Genomic DNA, 21,528 nt, shown 5'->3' with positions numbered 1-21,528 from the left:
GCCGAGCTACATGGGGTGAAGCAGATACTGCACCACTGGCGCCAGGTCTTCAAGCGGCGGGGCGCCGGCGACCACGCGCTGCGCGTTGGTCCAGGGGTAGTCCAGCGCCAGCAGCCAGCCGAAGACGGCGTCGGCGTCGCCAGGAGGCAGGGTCACCATGGTCTCGATAGTGATGGTCAGGCGCGAGGCGCGGTAGGGCTCGGGCTGGAACGTCCAGTCGTAGCGACCGCAACCCACGCGCACGTTGCCCGTGGCTTTTTCGGTCATGCCGACGATCCAGTCACAGGAATAATCGGACAGACGCGCATCGGCTTCGGGCCGCGCCAGGTAGAAGGTGTAGACGTTGTCGTAGGTCTGGCCGAACTTGCGCACCAGTGTGTCGGTGATCGCGGCCAGGCCGTGGGATTCGGGCGGAAACGCAATGGCCTGCGTGCGCAGCGCCATCTTCAGCACGGCCTGCGGCGCGAAGGCGCGGGCCATGTAGTGCGGACGGTTTTCGTCCTTGGCGTGGAAGTAATCGCGCAATACGGACTCGGTGCTGGCGGGGAACGACGAACCGTTGGACATTGCGGGCTTTCCTTGGGGCGGGTTAGGGGGCGCGATGCTCGGGCTTGACCGGCTCGAACCACTTGGAGACGTTGGGCGGCTCGTAGATGGCGTAGCGGTCCAGCAGCGTCGCGGGATCGCTTTCCACCACCAGCATGTCGCGGTGCTGGGGGCGCATGAAGGCTTCGTCGACGGCGTGGTCGACGAACTGCATCAGCGCGTCGTAGTAGCCGGCGATGTTGAGCAGGCCGCAGGGCTTCTGGTGCATGCTGAGCTGGGCCCAGGTCCAGACCTCGAAGAATTCCTCCAGCGTGCCGGCGCCGCCGGGCAGCGCGATGAAGCCATCGGCCTTCTCCATCATCATGGCCTTGCGCTCGTGCATGCTTTGCACCAGGTGCAATTCGGTCAGGCCGCGATGGGCCTGTTCCTTCTTTTGCAGCAGTTCAGGGATCACGCCGATCACCCGGCCGCCGCCCGCCAGCACCTCGTTGGCGATCACGCCCATGATGCCGACGATCGAGCCGCCGTAGACCAGGCCCAGGTCACGCTTGACCAGTTCTCGGGCCAGCACGCGGGCCTGTTCCAGATAGTCGGGGCGCGCGCCGGGATTGGAGCCGCAATACACGCAGATGTTCTTCAGGGTCATATGAAGCTACTTATTGCCGGGCCCGTTACAGATTGCGTCACGGGCCGTCCGGGAAGCCGATAGTTTACGAGAAGCGCCGAACGCGTTTTTGCGCGGCGCGTGAAAGGCCGATCCGGGGCCATGGGCAATGTTTGGACACAGCATCTTTTTGCGTGGCCGGTAGACTGGGTTGTTCGGAACGACTGGAAATCCAGCGTCGTCTTGCTAACCCAAAAGGAGCTAACGATATGGAAAACACGACCCGTAACCGCGAACAGGCAAGCCGCCCCTTCGACATGGATGTGAAGGCGATCCGCGCCAAGGCGCGCCAGGACATCGAGTCCGGCGCCGTCACCGACACCTACCGCGCCGACCGCAAGACCGTGCTCAAGCTGCTGAACGAAGCGCTGGCCACGGAAATCGTCTGTGTGCTGCGCTACAAGCGCCACTTCTTCATGGCCCGCGGCCTGAACGCCGAGCCGGTGGCGGCGGAATTCGCCGAGCACGCCACCCAGGAACAGGAGCACGCCGACAAGTTGGCCGAACGCATCGTGCAGCTGGGCGGCGAGCCCAACCTGTCGCCCAAGGGCCTGCTCGAACGCAGCCATTCCGAGTACGTCGAGGGCAGCACGCTCGAAGAAATGATCAAGGAAAACCTCATCGCCGAGCGTATTGCCATTGACAGCTACCGCCAGATGATCGAGTACATCGGCGAGCAGGATTCGACCACGCGTCGCCTGCTGGAGGAAATCCTGGCGGTCGAGGAAGAGCACGCCGACGACATGTCTGATTTTCTGGCCAAGCATTAAGGCCGACGCCGGCCGAGGGCGGGCCGTCCGCCCGGGACGCGCCGGCTGGCTGTGATCAGCCGGCGCGCGCGGCCGCCGCGTCATGGCGGCGCGCCGCCGCGTCCAGTTGCGCATGGTGCCTTTCGGCCCAGCGATCCAGCGCCACCAGCGCCACATTCAGCGATTTCCCCAGCTCGGTCAGGTGATAGCGCACGTGCGGCGGCACGGTGCGCATGTCCTCGCGCCGCACCAGCCCGTGGCGTTCCAGGTCGCGCAGCGTCTGCGTCATCATCTTCTGCGAGATGCCGCCCAGCTTGCGCAGCAGTTCGTTGTTGCGCAGCGGGCCGCGCGCCAGCGCGGGAAGCACCAGCGGCACCCACTTGCCGGAAATCAGTTCGAGCGCGCGGCGCGACGGACAGGCGGCGTCGAAGACGTCCGCCGATGAAGAGGAAGAGACAGCCATGGCGAGCCTTTCATGGTTACCAAAAGGTGCGTACTTGTGTATGGGTAACTATAGGCCCTAAGCTTGCCGCATTCCAATATCGAAGGGAGGCCGCGATGGCCTGGTGGATCCTGTTGGCCGCGAGCGCGGTGGAAATCGTGATGGCGCTGGCGTTGAAGTACGCAGACGGCTGGACGCGGTTCTGGCCCAGCGCCATCGGCATCGCCGCGGCCTTGGGCAGCATCTTCCTGTTGACCCTGGCGATGCGGCACCTGCCCGCCGGCACCGCCTATGCGGTGTGGACCGGCATCGGTTCCGTGGGCATCACGGTGCTGGGGATCGTGTTGTTCGGCGATTCGCCGTCCGTCGCGCGCCTGGCGTGCATCGCCCTGATCGTGGGCGGCGTGGCGGGCCTGAAGCTACTGGAGGCCTGAGCCGCAGGGGCTGGGGCTTCCTGCCGGCGGCGGGCGCCGCCGGCAACATGGCGCTCAGACCGTGTCGGCCCAGAGGTCGTATTCGTCGGAGTCGGTGACGCGGGCGCGCACCAGGTCGCCGGCCTTGAGCTTGCGGTCGGAACTGACGTAGACGCAGCCGTCGATTTCCGGCGCGTCGCCGGCGCTGCGGCCCACGGCGCCGTCGTCGTCCACTTCGTCGATCAGCACCTCGATCTCGCGGCCGACCTTGCGCGCCAGACGGGCGGTGGAAATCGACTGCTGCATTTCCATGAAGCGTTCCCAGCGTTCCTGCTTGACCTCGTCAGGCACCGGATTGTCGAGCAGGTTGGCGGGCGCGCCTTCGACCGGCGAATACTGGAAACAGCCGACGCGGTCGAGCTGGGCTTCCTGCATCCAGTCCAGCAGGTACTGGAAGTCTTCCTCGGTTTCGCCGGGGAAGCCGACGATGAAGGTCGAACGGATGGTCAGGTCGGGGCAGGTCTCGCGCCACTGCTTGATGCGTGCCAGCGTCTTGTCCTCGAACGCCGGGCGTTTCATGGCCTTGAGGATGCGCGGGCTGGCGTGCTGGAACGGGATGTCCAGATAGGGCAGGATCTTGCCCTCGGCCATCAGCGGAATCACTTCGTCCACGTGCGGGTAGGGGTAGACGTAGTGCAGGCGCGTCCAGACGCCCATTTCGGACAAGGCCGTACAGAGCTCGGTCATGCGGGTGCGCACCGGGCGGCCGTTCCAGAAGCCGCTGCGGTACTTGACGTCGACGCCATAGGCGCTGGTGTCCTGCGAGATCACCAGCAGTTCCTTGACGCCGGCCTTGACCAGGCGCTCGGCTTCGCTGAGCACGTCGCCCACCGGGCGGCTGACCAGGTCGCCGCGCATCGACGGGATGATGCAGAAGCTGCAGCGGTGATTGCAGCCTTCCGAAATCTTCAGGTAGGCGTAGTGGCGCGGGGTCAGCTTGACGCCCTGCGGCGGCACCAGGTCCAGGTAGGGGTTGTGGTCCTTCTTGGGCGGCGCGGCGTCGTGCACGGCGCGCACCACTTCCTCGTACTGCTGCGGGCCGGTCACGGCCAGCACGCTGGGGTGCACATTGCGGATCACCGATTCCTCGACGCCCATGCAGCCGGTGACGATGACCTTGCCGTTCTCGGCCAGCGCTTCGCCGATGGCTTCCAGCGACTCGGCCTTGGCGCTGTCGATGAAACCACAGGTGTTGACCACCACGACGTCGGCGTCGTTGTATTCGGGCGTGACTTGATACCCTTCGGTGCGCAGTTGGGTCAGGATGCGTTCGGAGTCGACCAGGGCTTTGGGACAGCCCAGGCTGACGAAGCCGACTTTGGGGGAAGACATGGAATACCTCGGTGGGCGCGAGCCGGCGCCAGTGATCAAATACTGCGCAATTCTAGCGCGGCAGGGCGGGGGGCCGTTATTTTAGCGGGTCGCCGAGGGCGATTCCCGGCTGGTGTGCGTCCCTAATATCGGAGCAGGGCGACGCCGGGCGTCAGGCGCCGCTGCGGCGGTACAGCGCCAGGGTGCCGGCCAGCCCGATCATCAGCGAGCCGCAGACCCGGTTCAGCCAGCGCAGGCCCGAGCCGCGAAAGGCTCGCACCAGCTGCGCGCCCAGGGTGGCGTAGGCCAGCATGGTCAGGATGTTCATCAGCGCCAGCACGGCGGCCACGGTGGCGTATTGCGGCAGCAGGGGCGCCTGGGTATTGATGAACTGCGGCAGGAAGGCCGACATGAACAGCAGCGCCTTCGGGTTGGTCAGCGCCACCACGAAGCTGCGCAGGCCCAGCTTCAGGCCCACCGGCCGCGCGGCGCCGGGTTCGGCGGCCGGCAGCACCAGCGCGGCGTCCGAGCGCAGCATCTTCCAGCCGAGATAGGCCAGGTAGGCAGCGCCCGCCCACTTGATGACATGGAAGGCCACTTCGGAGGCGGCCAGCACCACGCCCAGGCCGGAAGCGACCGCGCCCACCAGAATGAAATCCGCCAGTACCGCGCCGCCCATGCCCCAGCAGGCGGTGCGCACGCCGTGGCGCGAGCCGTTGCTCATGGCGAGCAGGACGGTCGGGCCGGGCGTCACGATGGCGACGGCCGAGGCCAGGATGAACAGCAGCAGCGTGGCGGTGGACATGGCGGGCTCCGAGGCAAGCGGCCAGTGTGACGCGCCCGGCCGGGTTCGTCCAGCGCTCCGGGGCCGGCCGTCGCGGCGAGGAAAGGCCGCGCCGGGCTACCATAGCGGTCTTGTCCTTTGATTTCCTGCCATGTCCACGCGTTCCGCCCCCCCTCATCTGGCCCCCCCGCTGTCCACCGTCCTGCTTGCCAGCGCGGGCGTCGTGGAGCAAGTCCTGGACGGGCGGTCGCTGACCGAGGCGCTGGCCGACGTCGACGGACCGCTGCGACCGGCCGTGCAGGCGGTGTCGTTCCACGCCATGCGCTATCTGGGCTGGGCCGACGCGGTCGGCCGCGAGTTGGTGCAGCGCTATCCCAACGTGTTGTTCGAGTCGCTGCTGCTGGTCTCCCTGACCCTGCTGCGGGCCGAGGGAGAGGCCGCGGCCGCGCTGCCGGGCATGCCCGTGTACGCGCCGCACACCGTCGTGGACCAGGCCGTCACGGCCGCCTCCAGGAACCGCAGCCTGGCCTCGTTCAAGGGCCTGCTCAATGGCTGCCTGCGCCGCTTCCTGCGGGAACGCGAGGCGCTGGCGGCCGCGGTGGCCGACAGCCCCGAGGCCGAATGGAACCATCCGGGCTGGTGGGTCAAGCAACTGCGCGTGGCCTATCCCCAGCAATGGCAGGACATCCTGCGTGCCGCCAACCTGCCGGCGCCGCTGACCCTGCGCGTCAACCGCCGCCGCGCCAGCCGCGAGCAGGTGCTGGCCGCGTTCCGGGACGCCGGCCTGGCGGCCGAGCCCGTCGGCGTGGCGGGCCTGGTGCTGGCCACGCCCCGGCCCGTGGCGCAACTGCCCGGCTTCGCCGAGGGCTGGTGGTCGGTGCAGGACGCCGGCGCCCAGCTGGCGGCCGAGCTGCTGGCGCCGGTCGACGGCATGCGCGTGCTGGACGCCTGCGCGGCGCCCGGCGGCAAGACGGCGCACCTGCTGGAGCTGGCGGACATCGACCTGCTGGCGCTGGACGCCGATGCCGGGCGCTTGGCGCGGGTCGGCCAGAACCTGGACCGGCTGCGCCTAGCCGGCGAGCGGGCGCGGTTGCAGGCGGCCGACGCCGCCGATCTGGACGCCTGGTGGGACGGCCGGCCGTTCGATGCGGTGCTGGCGGACGTGCCCTGCACCGCATCGGGCATCGTGCGGCGCCACCCCGACATCCGCTGGCTGCGTCGCGAAAACGACCTGCGCCGCACCGCCACGCTGCAGACCCGCATCCTGGACGCGCTCTGGCAGACCGTGGCGCCTGGCGGCCGGCTGCTGTACGTGACCTGCTCGGTATTCCCGATCGAAGGCACGCGCCAGGCGCTGGAATTCCTGCAGCGCCATCCCGATGCCCGGCGCCTGGAGGCGCCGGGGCAATTGCTGCCAGTTGCTGTCGACGCAACACCCGCGGCGCAGCACGATGGGTTTTTCTACGCCTTGTTTGCCAAGCAGTCGTGAATCGCCAAGAATAGGGGGCATGACGGGGGTTCTGGTGTCGTATGTCCATCATTTCACGCTTATTTCTCGGGTTGTTGTTCGCATCTGCCGCGCTGTCATTGGTGCCGGCCGGCCAGGCGCATGGATCCGAGCCGAAAGTGGCGCGGGTCGAACCGGTGGTGCGTGGCGACAAACTTGAAATCGATGCCGACATCGAATTCGAACTGAACCCGCAATTGCGAGACGCCGCCCAGCGCGGCGTGCCCCTGTATTTCACCGCCGACCTGACCATCACGCGCGAGCGCTGGTGGTGGTTCGACAAATCCCTGGTGGATACCTCGCGCACCTGGCGCGTGATCTACAACGCGCTGACGCGCCAGTGGCGCGCCGGGGTGGGCGAGCTTTCCTTCCCCGTGGCATCGCTGGACGATGCCATGAGCGTCATCCGCCACGTCCGCAACTGGCAGGTGGCCGACGCCGACGAGTTCGACGAAGGCGTGGTCTATGGCGGCCAGCTGCGGTTGCGGCTGGACACGTCGCTGCTGCCGCGGCCCTTCCAGGTCAATGCCCTGAACAGCAGTTCCTGGATCCAGGCGACGCCGTGGACCGATTTTTCGTTCACGCTGGGTGACAAGGAGAAAGACCCCTCATGAGGCTGCTGCTTCGGCTGGCCTTGATGGTCGGCGCCGTGAGCGGCCTGGCGTTGCTGGGCCTGCTGGCGTGGTCCACCGGCAATGCCTCGCGCTTTGCCCGCTATTACGACACGCTGTTGATTCTGAACGGCATTTTCGCCCTGGCGCTGTTCGTCTGGGTGGTGGCGCTGACGGTGCGGCTGGCGCGGCAGATCCGCCGCCGGCAGTTCGGCGCCCGGCTTACCGCGCGGTTTTCGCTGGCCTTTGCCTTGATCGGCGTGGTGCCCGGCGCGCTGATCTACACGGTCTCGGTGCAGTTCATGTCGCGCTCGATCGAGTCGTGGTTCAACGTGCGGGTCGATAGCGCGCTCGAGGCCGGCCTGAACCTCGGCCGCGCCGCGCTCGACTCGCTGCTGGCCGACCTGGACGCGCGGGCGCGCTCCATGGCCGCGGAACTGAACCGCAATTCCGACACCGGCGTGACGCTGGCCCTGACCCGCCTGCGCGAAGCCAACGGCGTGCAGGAAGCCATGGTCTTCACCGGCAGCGGTCGCATGGTGGCATTCTCCACCAGCCAGTATGGTCAACTGCTGCCGGCCATGCCGCCGCCCACCGTCATGAACCAGTTGCGCCTGTCGCGGGGTTACTCGGCCGCCGAGGCCGACGATCCGGTCAAGCCGGGCGTGGACGGCGGCCTGCATCTGCGCGTGGTGATCCCGCTGACCGGGCCCGACCGCTACGACAACCTGCTGGGCGCGGCCTCCGAGCCGCGCTGGCTGCAGCTGCTGCAGCCGGTGCCCGAGCAAATCGCGCACAACGCCAACCTGGTGCAGCAGGGCTTTCGCGACTACCAGGAATTGGCCCTGTCGCGGCTGGGCCTGCGCAAGCTCTATGGCATCACGCTGACCCTGGCGCTGCTGCTGGCCGCCTTCGGCGCCATCGCCGTGGCGCTGTCGCTGTCCAAGCGGCTGGTGCGGCCGCTGCTCAGCCTGGCCGGCGGCACCCAGGCCGTGGGCGTGGGCGATTACCGTCCGCTGCCGGAGCCGCCCGAACGCGACGAGGTCGGCCAGCTCACCCGTTCATTCAACGCCATGACGCGCCAGCTCGACGAGGCCCGCCGCATGGTCGAAAGCAACCGCCAGCAGCTCGAGCGCTCCAACGTCTACCTGGAAAGCGTGCTGTCGAACCTGTCTTCCGGGGTGCTGGTGTTCGACGAGTCCTTCCGCGTCACCACCGTCAACCAGGGCGCCCAGACCATCCTGCAGGCCGACCTGCGCTCGGTGATCGGGCGGCCGCTGGAAACCGTGGACGGCATGCTCGAATTCGCGAATGTCGTGCGGCAGGCGTTTTCCACCCACGCGGCGGTGGGTTCGGAACGCCAGCACTGGCAGCAGCAGTTCGAGATCGCCCCCAAGCAGGGCGACACGCCCAACGGGCCGCAGGCGCTGACGCTGCTGGCGCGCGGCACCCACCTGCGGGTCGATGGCCGTGGCAACGGCTACCTGGTGGTGTTCGACGACATCACCGAGGTCATTTCGGCCAACCGCACGGTGGCCTGGGGCGAGGTGGCGCGCCGCCTGGCCCACGAAATCAAGAATCCGCTGACGCCGATCCAGCTCTCCGCCGAGCGCCTGGCGATGAAGCTGGAGGGCAAGCTGCAACCGGCCGAGGCCCAGATCGTCGAGCGGTCCACCAACACCATCGTCAACCAGGTGGCGTCGCTCAAGCAGATGGTGGACGATTTCCGCGAATACGCCCGCACGCCGCCGGCGGTGATGCAGCGCATCGATTTCAACGCCCTGGTGGCGGACGTGCTGTCCTTGTACGGCTGGGAGCCCGACGGCGCCCCCTCGGTGCGTTCGGCGTCGGGCAAGGCGCTGAACCTGGACGTCAGCCTGGGCGCCGACCTGCCGGCCATCGAGGGCGATCCGACCCAGCTGCGCCAGGTGATCCACAACCTGCTGTCCAACGCCCGCGACGCCATCGCCGAGAAGGGCGGCGAGGGCCGGGTCAGCGTTACCACCCAGCTGATGCGCAGCGAGCAGCCCGACCGCGCCGACCAGCAGGCCCTGCGTTTCACGGTCGCCGACACCGGCCCGGGCTTCCCGCCGCAGGTCATGCAGCGCGCCTTCGAGCCCTACGTAACCACCAAGTCCCACGGGACTGGGTTAGGATTGGCAATCGTACGCAAGATCGTGGAAGAGCATGGCGGTCGGATCGACCTTGCCAATCGCAAGGAAGGCGGCGCGCGGATCTCCATCTTGTTGACCCGGCTTGCGCCCGGGGCCGATACTATGGACGCGACCGCGCAAGAAAAGGATAATGCGGCTACGCAATAGGTGGATGCTTTATGGCCAGAATTCTGGTGGTTGACGACGAAGTCGGTATTCGCGAGCTTTTGTCGGAAATCCTTTACGACGAAGGGCATACGGTCGAACTGGCCGAAAACGCGGCGCAAGCGCGCGCCGCGCGCCTTCGCATGCGTCCCGATCTGGTGCTGCTGGACATCTGGATGCCGGATACCGATGGCGTCAGCCTGCTCAAGGAATGGGGCTCGCAAGGCCTGCTGGACATGCCGGTCATCATGATGAGCGGCCACGCCACCATCGACACGGCGGTCGAGGCCACGCGCATCGGCGCCATGGACTTCCTTGAAAAGCCCATCACGCTGCAACGCCTGCTCAAGACCGTGGCGGCCGGCCTGGCCCGCGGCCGGGTGCCGCATCCGGCGCCCGTGGCGGCGCCGGCGACGGCCAGCGCCACCGTGGCCCTCGAAGACGAACTCGATCCGCCGGCGTTGTCGGCTGCCCCCGCCAACGAGGTTCCGGTCACCGCCAACGGCCAGCTGGGCAGCATCTCGCTGGACCAACCGCTGCGCGAGGCGCGCGATGAATTCGAGCGTATCTACTTCGAATACCACCTGGTCCGCGAAAGCCACAGCATGACGCGCGTTTCCGAACGCACCGGCCTCGAGCGCACCCACCTGTATCGCAAGCTCAAGCAATTGGGCATTGAATCGGCGCGCAAACGGGGCGCATGAAGATCCTGATCATCGGCGCTGGTCGCGTAGGCACCAGCGTGGCTGAAAACCTGGTGTCCGAGCAGAACGACATCACGGTGATCGATTCGGATCCGGCCCAGCTGCAATACCTGCAAGAACATTTCGACCTGCGCGTCGTCCACGGCGACGGCTCGCAGGTATCGGTGCTGGAGGGCGCGGGCGCCGCCGATACCGACCTGCTGATCGCCTGCGCCGCCTCCGACGCGGCCAACATGGTGGCTTGCAAGATCGCCCGCCAGTTGTTCAACATCCCACGCCGCATCGCCCGCATCCGATCGGGCGAAATCGCCGAATATCCCGAACTGATGAGCGAAGAGGGCTTCTGCATCGACGCCATCATCAGCCCCGAGCGCAGCGTCACCACCTACCTGCACAGCCTGATCGAGTTTCCCGAGGCGCTGCAGGTGGTCGAATTCGCCGAGGGCCGCGTCAGCGTCGTGACCGTCCGCGTCGGGCATGGCAGCCCGATGGCGCATCATCCCGTCGACAAGCTGCGCGAGGTCTGGCCCGACGTCACCGCCCGCGTGATCGACGTGCTGCGCGGCGGCCGGCCGCTGCGGGCCGGCTCCGGCACCGTGATCGCGCCCGGCGACGAAGTGGTGCTGGTGGTGGACACGCGCCATGCCCGCCGCGCCGTGCGCCAGCTGCGCGAGGCCGAGAAGGCCGTGCGCCGCGTGATGATCGCCGGCGGCGGCAATATCGGCCTGCGGCTGGCGCGCGCGCTGGCCGAAGAGAATTACAGCGTGCGCATCATCGAGCGCGACCTCAAGCGCTGCGAATACCTGGCCACGCAGTTGCCCGACAGCGTGCTGGTGCTGCATGGCAGCGGCACCGACGAGGCGCTGCTGGAACGCGAGAACATCGAGGACATGGACACCTGGCTGGCGCTGACCAGCGACGACGAGGACAACATCATGTCGTCGCTGCTGGCCAAGCGGCTGGGCGCGCGCAAGGTGATCGCGCTGATCAACCGCCAGGCCTATGGCGAACTGATGCAGGGCAGCCATATCGACATCGCCGTGTCGCCGTCGCAAGCCACCATGAGCGAACTGCTGCGCCACGTGCGCCGCGGCGACGTGGCGGCGGTGCACCGCCTGCGCCAGGGCGTGGCCGAGGCGCTGGAGGCGATCGCCCACGGCGACCGCTCCAATTCCAAGGTGGTGGGCCGGCCGGTGGGCGAGATCAGCCTGCCCAAGGGCGCCAGCATCGGCGCCCTGGTGCGCGAGGACGAAATCATCCTGCCCGACGCCGATACCGTGATCGAGACCGACGACCACGTCATCGTCTTCGTGCCCTCGCGCAAGCAGATGCCGCGCGTGGAAAAGCTGTTCCAAGTGTCGGCGTCGTTCTTCTGATGGATCCGCGCGCCCAGCTTCCCGGCGGGCCGGCGGCGGCCGGAGGGCTTCCCGCATGAAGCGCGTCCTGGCCACCCTGCATATCCTCGGCCTGACCATGGTGATGTTTGCCCTCACCATGCTGATCCCGCTGGGCGTGGCCTACGTGGGCGGCGACGCGGCGCGCGACGCCTTCCTGCATGGCTTCCTGATTTCCGTCGGCATCGGCGTGGCGCTCGCGGCACTGACCCGGCGTTCGCGCAGCGAGCTGCGCGCGCGCGACGGATTCGTGCTGGTGTCGGCGGTTTGGGCCGGGCTGCCGCTGCTGGCGGCGATTCCGTTGCTGATCTATTTCCACCGCGCCGGCCTGCCGCTGTCGTTCACCGGCGCGTATTTCGAGGCCATGTCGGGGCTGACGACCACTGGCGCCACCGTCCTGACCAATCTGGATGCGCTGCCCGCCTCGATCAACCTGTGGCGCGCCACCCTGATCTGGATCGGCGGCATGGGGATCCTGGTGCTGGCGGTGGCCATCCTGCCGCTGCTGGGCGTGGGCGGCCACCAGGTGGTACGGGCCGAAACGCCCGGCCCCATGAAGGACGAGCGGCTGACGCCCCGCATCGCCAGCACCGCCAAGGCGCTGTACGCGGTGTACTTCGCGTTTTCGATCCTGTGCTTCCTGGCGTACCGGGCCGTCGGCCTGTCCTGGTTCGAGGCCTGGTGCCACATGGCCACGACCATGGGGCTGGGCGGCTTTTCCACCTGGGATGACGGCTTCGCCCATTTCGATTCCGTGGCCGTGGAAATGGTGGCCATGGTGTTCATGCTGATCGCCGGCATCAACTTCGCCACGCATTTCAACGCCTTCCGCCAGCGCAGCCCGCGCGCCTACCTGCGTTGCCCGGAAGCCATTCCCTACCTGGTGGTGGTGCTGGGCGTGGGCCTGGTGATCTCGGTGTTCCTGTACGTCAAAGGCGTCTACCAGGAGCCGCTGCAGGCGCTGCGCTATGGCATGTTCAACACCATCTCCATGGCCACCACCACCGGCTACGCCAACACCGATTTCGCCCAGTGGCCGTTGTTTGCGCCGCTTACGATGCTGTTGCTGTCGGGGTTTGCCACCTCGGCCGGGTCGACGGGCGGTGGCATCAAGATGATCCGGGCGATCCTGCTGGTCAAGCAGGCTCGCAATGAGTTGGTAACAATGTTGCACCCGCATGCGGTCAGCCCGGTGCGCATCAATGGCCGCGCGGTGGAAGCGCGGACCATGTCGTCGGTGCTGGCGTTCATGCTGTTCTACGGCCTGTCCATCGCCGTCTTCACCAGCCTGCTGCTGTTGTCCGGGCTGGACCCGATCACGGCCTTCTCGGCCGTGTTCGCCAGCGTCAACAACACCGGTCCCGGCCTGGGCCCGGTCGGGCCCATGGGCAATTTCGCCGTGCTGTCCGACTTCCAGATCTGGGTGTGCACCTTCGCCATGCTGATCGGCCGCCTGGAATTGCTGACGGTGCTGGTGCTGTTCACGCCCATTTTCTGGCGCAAATAGCGGCGCATTCCGGATCCGGCCCGGCAGCGGCGTGCCGTCGGGCGCGAGTGACCTGACGCCCGGCCGAAGCGAGCGAATTTGCTTGGGGATAACCCTTGTAAGGGTTATCCCACCCCAAACGAAAAGCCCCGTCCAGCCTGCGCCTGCGACCTTCGCAGGCCGGCGAGCCCCGCCATCCCTACGTTGTGAGTGCTCGCTCACTTTGTCGTATAGGGCAAAACCGAATGCATCGCGATGTTGCACACAAATGTCACGATTTACATTCGTTTTGCCACAAACCTGCGGCTATTATGCAGTCACAAGCCGCCGTCTAGCGCCCCCCGGGAAGTTACCGGGCTTCAAGGTCGAACGGCGCATCCCCTCATCACATATCCGAAGGAGTCCGAGATGGAACAGATCCCGTTCATTTCGTCGGCCCCCAACACCCTGGGCATCGAACTCGAGCTGCAACTGATCGACCCCCGCAGTTTTGACCTGACCGCAGCTTCTGACGAACTGCTGGCCCAAATGGCCAACCATCCCATTGCCGACCGCGTCAAACCGGAAATCACGCGGTCCATGATTGAATTGAATTCCTCGGTGCACGAGCACCCCATGGGCCTGCTGGCCGAAATGCGCGAAATGCGCGATGCCCTGGTCGAAGCGGCCGATGCCGTCGGCGTTTCGGTGGCGGGCGGCGGCGCCCACCCCTTCATGCGCTGGCAGGAACGCTCCATTTCGGATACGCCGCGCTTCCAGTACCTGGCCGAAATGTATGGTTACTTGGCGCGTCAATTTACGGTTTTCGGCCAGCACATCCACCTGGGCGTGAAAAGCGGCGACGAAGCTATCAAACTGTTGCGCCGGCTTTCGCCCTATGTGCCTCACTTCATCGCTTTGTCCGCCTCGTCGCCGTATTGCGAAGGCGTGGATACCCTGTTCTCGTGCTCACGCCTGAACGCGGTCAACAGTTTCCCGCTGGCTGGCCACATGCCGGCCGAGGTCAAGGACTGGTACCAGTTCGAGGCGCACCTGGCGCAGCTGCGCGCCTACGGCCTGGCCGAGAGCATCAAGGACCTATACTGGGACATCCGTCCCAAACCGGAATTCGGCACCGTGGAAATCCGGGTCTGCGACACGCCGTTGACCGTCGAGCGCGCCTGCCAGATCGCGGCGTTCGCCCAGGCGCTCGCGGTGCTGCTGATGCGCGAGGACGATCCCAGTGACAAGGCCTGGCTGTCCTACCGCAGCAATCATTTCCAGGCCTGCCGTTTCGGCCTGCAAGGCAGCTACGTGACGCCGGATGGCCAGCGCCTGCGCCTGATGGACCACCTGCGCGCCTTGTTCCAGCGGCTGATGCCGGTGGCCGAAGAACTGGGAACCGGGGATATGATCGCGGCGTTGCGCGATGAGGCCATGCGCAGCGGCAACGATGCGCGCTGGTTGCGCAGCCAGTTCCATCGCCTGCGCGATCTGCCGCTGGTGGTGGAGTCGATGTCGCAAGCCTGGCGCGGCGAGTCAACCCAGGCGGCGGCGCCGGCCGAGCCGACCGCGGTGTTGCGGCGGCGCATCCGCGCCAACTCCGAGCCCATGCAACCCTTGTCGGCGGCGGAACCGGGCGTGACGGTGACGCTGCCCGAACGGCTGCACTAAAGGGGTAGTTCTGGCTTTACCGGCCCCGGCAGGCGCCCCTTCCCGGGGTTGCCGCCGGGGCGGTGTCTTTCAAGGCGTGCCGCGCTGCCGGCCGCCGATGGCGCTGACCGACAGGCGGGTCTCTCCCGCCACACCGCGATGGGTGGCGGCCCGCCACGCATGGCCATAGGCCACTTCGATGCTCAGGGCGATGACCCCGTCCGGCCGCCGCTGCGCTTCGAGCGCCGCGCACAGGCGATCGCGCCAGTCCCGTCCCACCAGGCCGCCGCGGCGGCCGGCAGCGGGGTTGCCGCCCAGCGCCCGCACGTCCTGCAGCAGTTTTTCCGGCGTGCGGTAGGTCAGCGTCAGGATTTCCTGGTCCATGACCGGATCGGCGAAGCCATTCTCCACCAGCAGGTCACCGAAGTCGTGCATGTCGACGAAGGCCGGCGTGGCCGTGCGCAGGCCGGCGTCGTCCAGCGCCTGGCGCAGTTCGCGCAGGGTGGCGGGCCCAAGACAGGAGAACATCGCCAGTCCCCCCACCTTGAGGATGCGGCGCCATTCGGCCAGGACGGCGTGCGGCTCGCGATGCCAGTGCAGGGCAAGGTTCGACCACACCAATTCCAGCGATTCGGGCGCCAGGCCGCTCGCGGCCAGGTCGGCGTTGACGAAGGCGTTGGCCGGGCCGCGCCGCGCCAGCTTGCCGATCCAGGCGGACAGTCCGCCGGGCGCATGGCGCTTGCGGGCGACTTCCAGCAAGGCTTCGCAATTGTCCAGCCCGGTGTACGCGGCCTCGGCATAGCGTTCGCGCAACAGCGGCAGGTTGTCACCGGCGCCACAGCCGGCGTCGAGCATGGCCTGGGGCTGGACGCGGATGTACTGCAGCCGTCCCAGCATGCGACGGGCGACCTCGCCGTACAGGAACTGGGCCTCCGACAGGTCGCCGCGGCGGGCGAACTGCCGCGGCACGTCGGCGGCGACCAGGGGGAGCGAAGGCGGGGTGGCGGGTGCTGGCAGGGACATTTCGGTCGCGCCCGGGTCGGCGCCGCGGGCGGATCATGATTTCATGGGGGGATGGCTCACATTATTGCCCATCCCGGCCGCGGCGGCCGATTGTCCCTACAGGCCATGGGGCGGCGCCTGCTGGCCCAGGTGCCTTGCGACTGCCCGCTGTGCGGAGCGCGTGTCGCGGGCGCCAGGCTGTGCGAGGGCTGCGAAACCGACCTCGCCGATGCGTCGTTCGCGCCGCGCTGCCCGCGCTGCGCCTTGCGGTTGGAGCCCGATGCCTTGCATTGCACCGCCTGCCTGGCGCGGCCGCCGGCTTTCGTGCGCACGATCGCCGCGTTCGATTACGAGGCGCCGGCCGATACGCTGATCGGCCAGCTCAAGACCCAGTTGCGACTTAGCGCTGCGCCGGTGCTGGCGCGCCTGCTGGCACATGCGGTGTGGTGCGAGCCGCCGGCGCAAGCGCTGCTGTTGGTGGCGGTGCCGTCCAGCCGTGCCTCGCTGCGCCGGCGCGGGATGAACCCGGCGGCCGAGATCGCCCGTAGTCTCGCGGCGCAACTGGGTTGGCCATGGTTGCGGGCGGCGCTGCGGCGGCGGCGCGAAACGCCCCGGCAGACGGCCCTGGGGCGCCAGGCGCGGCTGGCCGGCGCGCGCGGGGTGTTCCATTGTCCGCGCGATCTGCGCGGCCGCCATGTCGGCCTGGTGGATGACGTCATGACCACGGCTAGCACCGCGGATGCCGCCGCCCGCGCCTTGCTGGCGGCGGGGGCGGCCAGCGTGACGGTGCTGGTGGCGGCGCGCACGCCGCGCGGCCGCTGACCCGCCGCGTGGTTGCACCGGCTTACGCGCGCGGCCAAGCGCCGGGGGAAGCGGGCCGCCAAATCGGCGACAATCGCTCCAACGCGGCTCCGGCCGCCAGCCCGTCTTCAACGTCTTTCCGCTCGTTCACCATGTTCCACGTCATCCTCGTCTGTCCCGAGATCCCGCCCAACACGGGCAATGCGATCCGCCTGTGCGCCAATACCGGTGCGCAGTTGCACCTGGTGCGTCCGCTGGGATTCGAGCTCGACGATGCCCGCATGCGGCGGGCGGGGCTGGATTACCACGAATGGCAGCCGGTGCGAGTGCACGACACCTTGCAGGAGGCGCTGGACGACACCGGCGCGTCCGTCTCGCATATCTACGCGTTGACGACCCAGGCGCAGCGCAGTGTGGGCGACGTCCGCTTCGAACCGGGCGATGTGTTCGTGTTCGGGCGGGAAAGCGCCGGGTTGTCGGCCGAGCACCACGCGCTGTTTGCGCCGCAGCAGCGGCTGCGATTGCCGATGCGGACCGGCCAGCGGAGCCTGAACCTGTCGAACGCGGTGGCGGTGACGGTATTCGAGGCCTGGCGGCAGCAGGGGTATGAAGGCGGCGTTTAGGCCTGGATGAGCCTGGCAGCCCCGCCGTCGGGCGGGGGCAGGTTATCGAGCCGCGCCTTGGCATGCGCGCGGGATGGCGGCGGGGTCAGTCCAGCGACAGGTTGAGTTTCTGGATGACCTGGTCCCAGCGGGCCTTTTCGTCGCGGATGCGGACGGTGAGGGCTTCGGGGGTGGAGGCGGCGGGGGTGAAGTACTGCAGCGCCATCTGCTTGCGGACCGTGTCGCTGTTGATGATGCGGGTCAGTTCGCTGTTCAGGCGCTCGATGATGGGCGTCGGGGTATCGGCGGGGGCCAGGATGGCATTCCAGGAGATGGCCTCGAAGTCCGGGTAGCCCTGCGCGGCCATGGTCGGGATGCCCGGCAGGGTGTCGCTGGGTTGCAGGCTGGTGACGGCCAGGACCTTGACCTTGCCGTCGCGGGTCTGCGGCACGGCGATGGCGGGGACCATGAAACCGGCCTGGATGTCGCCGCCGATGATGGCGCTGATCACCTGCGGGAAGCCGGCGTAGGGGATGTGCGCCATGTCGATGCCGGCGCGTTCCTTGAACATTTCCATGGCGAGATGGGCCGAGCTGCCGGGGCCGACGGAACCGTAATTGAGCGAGCTGCCGTGCTCCTTCACCATGCGAACGAAGTCCCGCACCGAGTCCACGTTCCTGAGGTTGCCGGGCACGGTCAGCACATTGGGGCTGGTGCCGACCAGCGTCACGGGCGCCAGGTCGTGCAGCGGGTCATAGCCCAGCGTCTTCTTGTAGAGCGTGGGGGCGGTGACCAGCGGGCCGTTGATCGTATAGAGCAGGGTGTAGCCGTCGGGCTTGGCCTGGGACACGATGCGGGTGCCGATGTTGCCCCCGGCGCCGGGCTTGTTGTCGATGACGATGGGTTGTCCCAGGGCCTGGGCCAGGGGTTCGGAAATGGTGCGCGCCAGGATGTCCGGCGACGACCCGGGCGGGAATGGCACCACCATGTGGATGGGGCGATCTGGCCAGTCGGCGTGAGCGGCGGCTGGCAGGACGGCCGCCAGGCTCAGGCAGAGGCTGCGCAACAGGCGGCCGACCCGGAACTTGCGGGTGTGCGTCATGGGGTGTCTCCAGGGTGTCGTGCGTGGTGTTGTTATGGAAGACTGGGAATAGGGCCCGGCGGCTCGGGCGATTCAGCCGCCGTCGCCGTGCTCGTCGCGGGCATTGCGCGCCAGCAGCGCGGAGACGGCCGTCATGGGCGCCACGCCTTCGAACAGCACGGCGCAGACGGCCTCGGTGATGGGCAGCTCCACGCCGATGGCGCGGGCGCGTTCGAGCGCGGCGCGCGCGCAGCGTACGCCCTCGGCCGTGACGCCGCTGGCCAGGATGTCGGCCAGCTTGCGGCCGGCGCCGATTTCCAGGCCCACGCGGCGGTTGCGCGACAGTTCGCCGGTCGCGGTCAATACCAGGTCGCCCAGGCCGGTCAGGCCGGCGAAGGTTTCGGCCTGCGCGCCCAGGGCGACGCCGAAACGGGTCATTTCGGCCAGGCCGCGCGTGATCAGCGCGGCGCGGGCGTTGGTGCCCAGCGCCAGGCCGTCGCCGATGCCGCAGGCCACGGCGATGACGTTCTTGAGCGCGCCCCCGACTTCCACGCCGACCAGGTCGGCGCTGGCGTAGACGCGCAGCGCGGCGCCGTGCAGGGCCTGGGTGGTGGCGGCGCGCAGGGCAGCGTTGCCGCTGGCGACGGTCAGCGCCACGGGCAGGCCCTGCGCGACTTCGCGGGCAAACGACGGGCCCGATAGCGCGCCGCCGATGGCGCCCGGCAGGGCTTCGCGCACGATTTCATGCGGCAGCCGGGCCGTGTCGGCCTCGAAGCCCTTGCAGGTCCAGACGATGGGTGTGTCCTGCAGGCCCAGGGCGGGCAGGCGGTGCGCCAGTTCGGCGCAGGTGGCGGCAAGGCCTGCCACCGGTACGCCCAGGATGATCAATCCCGCCGCGCCGTCCTGCTTGAGGCTGCGCAGGGTCGCGTCGAGATCGGAGGAAAGGGTCAGGGTCTGCGGCAGCGCAATGCCGGGCAGATAGCGCGCGTTTTCATGGCGGGCGGCCATGTCGGCGGCCTGCGCCGGATCGCGCGCCCAGAGTACGGTGGGCTGGCGGCGGCTCGCGGCCGCCGCCAGCGCGGTGCCCCAGCTGCCCGCGCCCAGGACGGCGACGCGCAGGCCGGGCGGAGTGGGTTGGTTCATGGGGCGCCGCGGATCGCCTTATTGGCGGGTGGCGCTGGCGGGCAGGATGATGCCCGAGTCGCTGCCATTGCCATTGCCATTGCCGTTGGCATTGCCTTGCTGTTGTTGCTGCAGTTCCGCCAGGCGTTGCTCGTACAGGGCCTGGAAGTTCACTTCGGTCAGGTGCAGCGGCGGCATCGAGGTGCGGGTGATCGCATCGGCGATGTTGGCGCGCAGGTACGGGTACAGCATCGTCGGGCAGACGATGCCCAGCAGCGGATCGAGCTGCTCTTCGGGGATGTTGGCGGCTTCGAAGATGCCGGCCTGAGTGCCTTCGACCAGGTACACGACCTTGTCGTTGACGCGGGTGGTGACGGTGACGGTGACCGTGGTTTCGAACACGGTTTCGGCCAGGCGCTGGCCGCCCACGGTGATGCTCACCTCGACCTGGGGCGCTTCCTGCTCCAGGAAGACGTGGGGCGCGTTCGGCATTTCCAGCGAAAGGTCTTTCAGGTAGACGCGCTGCAGATTGAACGAGGGCGCGTCGTTGCCGCCTTCTTGCTGGGTGTTTTGGTCTTGATCAGCCATGAGTGTTTCCGTTGGTGGGAGGGGCAAAAAGGGGCGAATGGCCAGGCGGTCAGCCGGGGCCTGAGCCGTTGAGCATGGGCACCAGGCCGCCCGAGCGGTCCAGCGCCATCAGGTCGTCGCAACCGCCGACGTGGGTATCGCCGATGAAGATCTGCGGCACCGTGCGCCGGCCGGTGCGTTCGATCATGCGATCGCGCTGGCCGGGTTCACGGTCGATCTGGATGATTTCCAGGTCGGTCACGCCGCGCTGCTCCAGCAGCGCCTTGGCGCGGGCGCAATAGGGACAATAGTCCTTGCTGTACATGACAACTTTGTTCATAGGCGCTCCAGGCGGATTCTGTCAGTAATATGGGGGCGCGCCGCGCCGGTTCAACCCTTCTGGGTGACCGGCAGGCTGGCGGCCAGCCAGGCGCGCATGCCGCCTTCGAGCGGCACGACGTCGGCAAAGCCCTGCGCGCGCAGCTTGGCGGCGGCGCGGGCGGAATCGCGGCCATTGTCGCAAACCACGACCAGCGGCTTGTTCTTGGGCAGCGAGGCGGCTTTCTGTTCCAGGTCGGCAACCGGCAAGCTGCGTGCCTGGGCAATGTGGCCGGCCTGGAACTGCTCGGCGGGACGCACGTCGACCCACACGGCTTGGCGCTGGTTGACCATCTGGATGGCTTCCGTGGTGCTGACGGCCGAGCCGGTGCGGCCCTTGCGCAGGGCGGGAATGGCCAGCATGACGCCGGAAACGAGGGTTACGGCGACAATGAAGATGTTGTTTTTATCGAGCAAGAATTGCAGAAGGTCCACGGGGCATCCTGAAGTGCGGCGTCTAGCCTGGTAAGGGCGAACCCTGACGCGCCGCGCCGCGAAATCGACGGGTGCGCCGGGGCAAAATCAAGGGCAAAATCGCTCAATTATAAAATGAGCGCATTCCGCAACTTTAACCCGCGTTACACGCCTGCCAAACCATGCACAAACTCGTTCTCATGCGCCACGGCGAAAGCCAGTGGAATCTGGAAAACCGCTTCACCGGCTGGACCGACGTCGACCTGACGGAAACCGGCCGCGAACAGGCCCGCAAGGCGGGCGAACTGCTCAAGAAGGAAGGCTACACCTTCGACCTGGCCTACTCGTCGGTGCTCAAGCGCGCCATCCGCACCCTGTGGATCGCCCTGGACGCCATGGACGCCATGTACACGCCGGTGGGCGTGAACTGGCGCCTGAACGAGCGCCACTACGGCGCCCTGCAGGGTCTGAACAAGGCCGAGACCGCCGCCAAGTACGGCGACGAGCAGGTGCTGATCTGGCGCCGCGCCTACGCCATCGCGCCGGAACCCCTGTCGCTGGACGACGAGCGCCATCCGCGCTTCGACAGCCGCTACGCCCGGATCCCGGCCGACCAGTTGCCGGCCACCGAGTGCCTCAAGGACACCGTGGCGCGCGTGCTGCCGTTCTGGAACGAGTCCATCGCCCCGGCCATCCGCGCCGGCCGCAAGGTGCTCATCGCCGCCCACGGCAACAGCCTGCGCGCCCTGATCAAGCACCTGGACAACGTGTCGGACGACGATATCGTCAACCTCAACATCCCCACCGGCCAGCCGCTGGTGTATGAACTGGATGATGACCTGCGCCCCATCCGCCACTATTATCTGGGCGATGCCGCCGAGATCGAGGCGGCCATGGCCGCCGTCGCGGCCCAGGGCAAGGCTAAGAAGGACTGATATCC

General features: G+C 67.7%; 23 protein-coding genes. 12 read left to right on the top strand and 11 right to left on the bottom strand.

Annotated features, from left to right (window positions below):
* Window positions 1-6: 6 nt before the first annotated feature.
* The gene (locus ACVN9Z_RS05420; RefSeq protein WP_458213213.1) at window positions 7-567 is read right to left on the bottom strand and encodes a hypothetical protein; all 561 of its coding nucleotides are present in this window, start codon (window positions 565-567) and stop codon (window positions 7-9) included.
* Window positions 568-589: 22 nt separating this feature from the next.
* Complete coding sequence (locus ACVN9Z_RS05415) at window positions 590-1,192, bottom strand: LOG family protein (RefSeq protein ID WP_006389919.1); 603 nt, start codon at window positions 1,190-1,192, stop codon at window positions 590-592.
* 227 nt (window positions 1,193-1,419) lie between these two features.
* Here ACVN9Z_RS05415 and ACVN9Z_RS05410 point away from each other — a divergent pair, with 227 nt between their 5' ends.
* Window positions 1,420-1,980: a ferritin-like domain-containing protein gene (locus ACVN9Z_RS05410; protein WP_006389923.1), complete on the top strand. Its 561-nt coding sequence runs from the start codon at window positions 1,420-1,422 to the stop codon at window positions 1,978-1,980.
* A 55-nt stretch (window positions 1,981-2,035) separates the two neighbouring features.
* On the opposite strand, the gene ACVN9Z_RS05405 is transcribed toward ACVN9Z_RS05410, so the two are convergent.
* Window positions 2,036-2,422 (bottom strand): winged helix-turn-helix transcriptional regulator, encoded by a 387-nt coding sequence (locus tag ACVN9Z_RS05405; RefSeq protein WP_006389924.1) that lies wholly within the window; start codon window positions 2,420-2,422, stop codon window positions 2,036-2,038.
* A 95-nt stretch (window positions 2,423-2,517) separates the two neighbouring features.
* Between ACVN9Z_RS05405 and ACVN9Z_RS05400 the strand changes: the two genes are divergently transcribed.
* Window positions 2,518-2,835: a DMT family transporter gene (locus tag ACVN9Z_RS05400; RefSeq protein ID WP_006389925.1), complete on the top strand. Its 318-nt coding sequence runs from the start codon at window positions 2,518-2,520 to the stop codon at window positions 2,833-2,835.
* A gap of 54 nt (window positions 2,836-2,889) precedes the next feature.
* Here the strand turns inward: ACVN9Z_RS05400 and rimO are convergent, their stop codons facing one another.
* Together rimO and ACVN9Z_RS05390 are read right to left on the bottom strand one after the other, a co-directional pair.
* The gene (rimO, locus tag ACVN9Z_RS05395) at window positions 2,890-4,206 is read right to left on the bottom strand and encodes a 30S ribosomal protein S12 methylthiotransferase RimO (protein ID WP_006389926.1); all 1,317 of its coding nucleotides are present in this window, start codon (window positions 4,204-4,206) and stop codon (window positions 2,890-2,892) included.
* Between the two features lie 151 nt (window positions 4,207-4,357).
* Window positions 4,358-4,990, bottom strand: coding sequence for a LysE family translocator (locus ACVN9Z_RS05390; RefSeq protein WP_006389927.1), 633 nt, complete (start codon window positions 4,988-4,990; stop codon window positions 4,358-4,360).
* A 130-nt stretch (window positions 4,991-5,120) separates the two neighbouring features.
* On the opposite strand from ACVN9Z_RS05390, the gene rsmB reads away from it, so the two are divergent.
* From rsmB to ACVN9Z_RS05355, 7 genes are all read left to right on the top strand, one after another.
* Window positions 5,121-6,458, top strand: a complete 1,338-nt coding sequence (gene rsmB, locus ACVN9Z_RS05385) for a 16S rRNA (cytosine(967)-C(5))-methyltransferase RsmB (RefSeq protein WP_458213212.1) — start codon at window positions 5,121-5,123, stop codon at window positions 6,456-6,458.
* A gap of 41 nt (window positions 6,459-6,499) precedes the next feature.
* Window positions 6,500-7,090, top strand: coding sequence for a DUF4390 domain-containing protein (locus ACVN9Z_RS05380; protein WP_006389929.1), 591 nt, complete (start codon window positions 6,500-6,502; stop codon window positions 7,088-7,090).
* Complete coding sequence (locus ACVN9Z_RS05375; RefSeq protein WP_024070648.1) at window positions 7,087-9,408, top strand: sensor histidine kinase; 2,322 nt, start codon at window positions 7,087-7,089, stop codon at window positions 9,406-9,408. Before ACVN9Z_RS05380 ends, ACVN9Z_RS05375 begins: the two co-directional genes overlap by 4 nt.
* An 11-nt stretch (window positions 9,409-9,419) precedes the next feature.
* Complete coding sequence (locus ACVN9Z_RS05370) at window positions 9,420-10,109, top strand: response regulator (RefSeq protein ID WP_006389931.1); 690 nt, start codon at window positions 9,420-9,422, stop codon at window positions 10,107-10,109.
* Entirely contained in the window at window positions 10,106-11,485 is a 1,380-nt protein-coding gene (gene trkA / locus ACVN9Z_RS05365; RefSeq protein WP_020926002.1) for a Trk system potassium transporter TrkA, read from the top strand. The genes ACVN9Z_RS05370 and trkA overlap by 4 nt, the downstream gene beginning before the upstream one ends.
* Before the next feature lie 55 nt (window positions 11,486-11,540).
* Window positions 11,541-13,010 (top strand): TrkH family potassium uptake protein, encoded by a 1,470-nt coding sequence (locus tag ACVN9Z_RS05360; protein ID WP_020926003.1) that lies wholly within the window; start codon window positions 11,541-11,543, stop codon window positions 13,008-13,010.
* A gap of 387 nt (window positions 13,011-13,397) precedes the next feature.
* Entirely contained in the window at window positions 13,398-14,642 is a 1,245-nt protein-coding gene (locus ACVN9Z_RS05355; RefSeq protein WP_006389935.1) for a YbdK family carboxylate-amine ligase, read from the top strand.
* Between the two features lie 69 nt (window positions 14,643-14,711).
* Here the strand turns inward: ACVN9Z_RS05355 and ACVN9Z_RS05350 are convergent, their stop codons facing one another.
* Window positions 14,712-15,644, bottom strand: a complete 933-nt coding sequence (locus ACVN9Z_RS05350; RefSeq protein ID WP_020926005.1) for a methyltransferase domain-containing protein — start codon at window positions 15,642-15,644, stop codon at window positions 14,712-14,714.
* 90 nt (window positions 15,645-15,734) lie between these two features.
* On the opposite strand from ACVN9Z_RS05350, the gene ACVN9Z_RS05345 reads away from it, so the two are divergent.
* Together ACVN9Z_RS05345 and ACVN9Z_RS05340 are read left to right on the top strand one after the other, a co-directional pair.
* The gene (locus ACVN9Z_RS05345) at window positions 15,735-16,445 is read left to right on the top strand and encodes a ComF family protein (protein WP_458213211.1); all 711 of its coding nucleotides are present in this window, start codon (window positions 15,735-15,737) and stop codon (window positions 16,443-16,445) included.
* Window positions 16,446-16,576: 131 nt separating this feature from the next.
* Window positions 16,577-17,047, top strand: a complete 471-nt coding sequence (locus tag ACVN9Z_RS05340; RefSeq protein WP_458213210.1) for a tRNA (cytidine(34)-2'-O)-methyltransferase — start codon at window positions 16,577-16,579, stop codon at window positions 17,045-17,047.
* Between the two features lie 85 nt (window positions 17,048-17,132).
* On the opposite strand, the gene ACVN9Z_RS05335 is transcribed toward ACVN9Z_RS05340, so the two are convergent.
* The 5 genes from ACVN9Z_RS05335 to ACVN9Z_RS05315 form a co-directional block, all read right to left on the bottom strand.
* Window positions 17,133-18,128 (bottom strand): Bug family tripartite tricarboxylate transporter substrate binding protein, encoded by a 996-nt coding sequence (locus ACVN9Z_RS05335; RefSeq protein WP_458213209.1) that lies wholly within the window; start codon window positions 18,126-18,128, stop codon window positions 17,133-17,135.
* A 72-nt stretch (window positions 18,129-18,200) separates the two neighbouring features.
* Entirely contained in the window at window positions 18,201-19,250 is a 1,050-nt protein-coding gene (locus ACVN9Z_RS05330; RefSeq protein WP_047992067.1) for an NAD(P)H-dependent glycerol-3-phosphate dehydrogenase, read from the bottom strand.
* A gap of 18 nt (window positions 19,251-19,268) precedes the next feature.
* On the bottom strand, window positions 19,269-19,817 hold the full coding sequence (gene secB / locus ACVN9Z_RS05325) for a protein-export chaperone SecB (protein WP_006389941.1): 549 nt from the start codon (window positions 19,815-19,817) through the stop codon (window positions 19,269-19,271).
* A gap of 49 nt (window positions 19,818-19,866) precedes the next feature.
* A complete protein-coding gene (gene grxC, locus ACVN9Z_RS05320; protein ID WP_006389942.1) occupies window positions 19,867-20,136 on the bottom strand; it encodes a glutaredoxin 3 in 270 nt (89 codons plus the stop codon).
* A 50-nt stretch (window positions 20,137-20,186) separates the two neighbouring features.
* Entirely contained in the window at window positions 20,187-20,609 is a 423-nt protein-coding gene (locus ACVN9Z_RS05315) for a rhodanese-like domain-containing protein (protein ID WP_006389943.1), read from the bottom strand.
* 161 nt (window positions 20,610-20,770) lie between these two features.
* Between ACVN9Z_RS05315 and gpmA the strand changes: the two genes are divergently transcribed.
* The gene (gene gpmA / locus ACVN9Z_RS05310) at window positions 20,771-21,523 is read left to right on the top strand and encodes a 2,3-diphosphoglycerate-dependent phosphoglycerate mutase (protein ID WP_006389944.1); all 753 of its coding nucleotides are present in this window, start codon (window positions 20,771-20,773) and stop codon (window positions 21,521-21,523) included.
* The last annotated feature ends 5 nt before the right edge of the window (window positions 21,524-21,528 follow it).

The sequence above is a fragment of the Achromobacter sp. KK8 genome (genome assembly GCF_054188005.1).
Note: the sequence above shows the minus strand (reverse complement) of the source record. Positions and strands in the feature narration are given on the sequence as shown.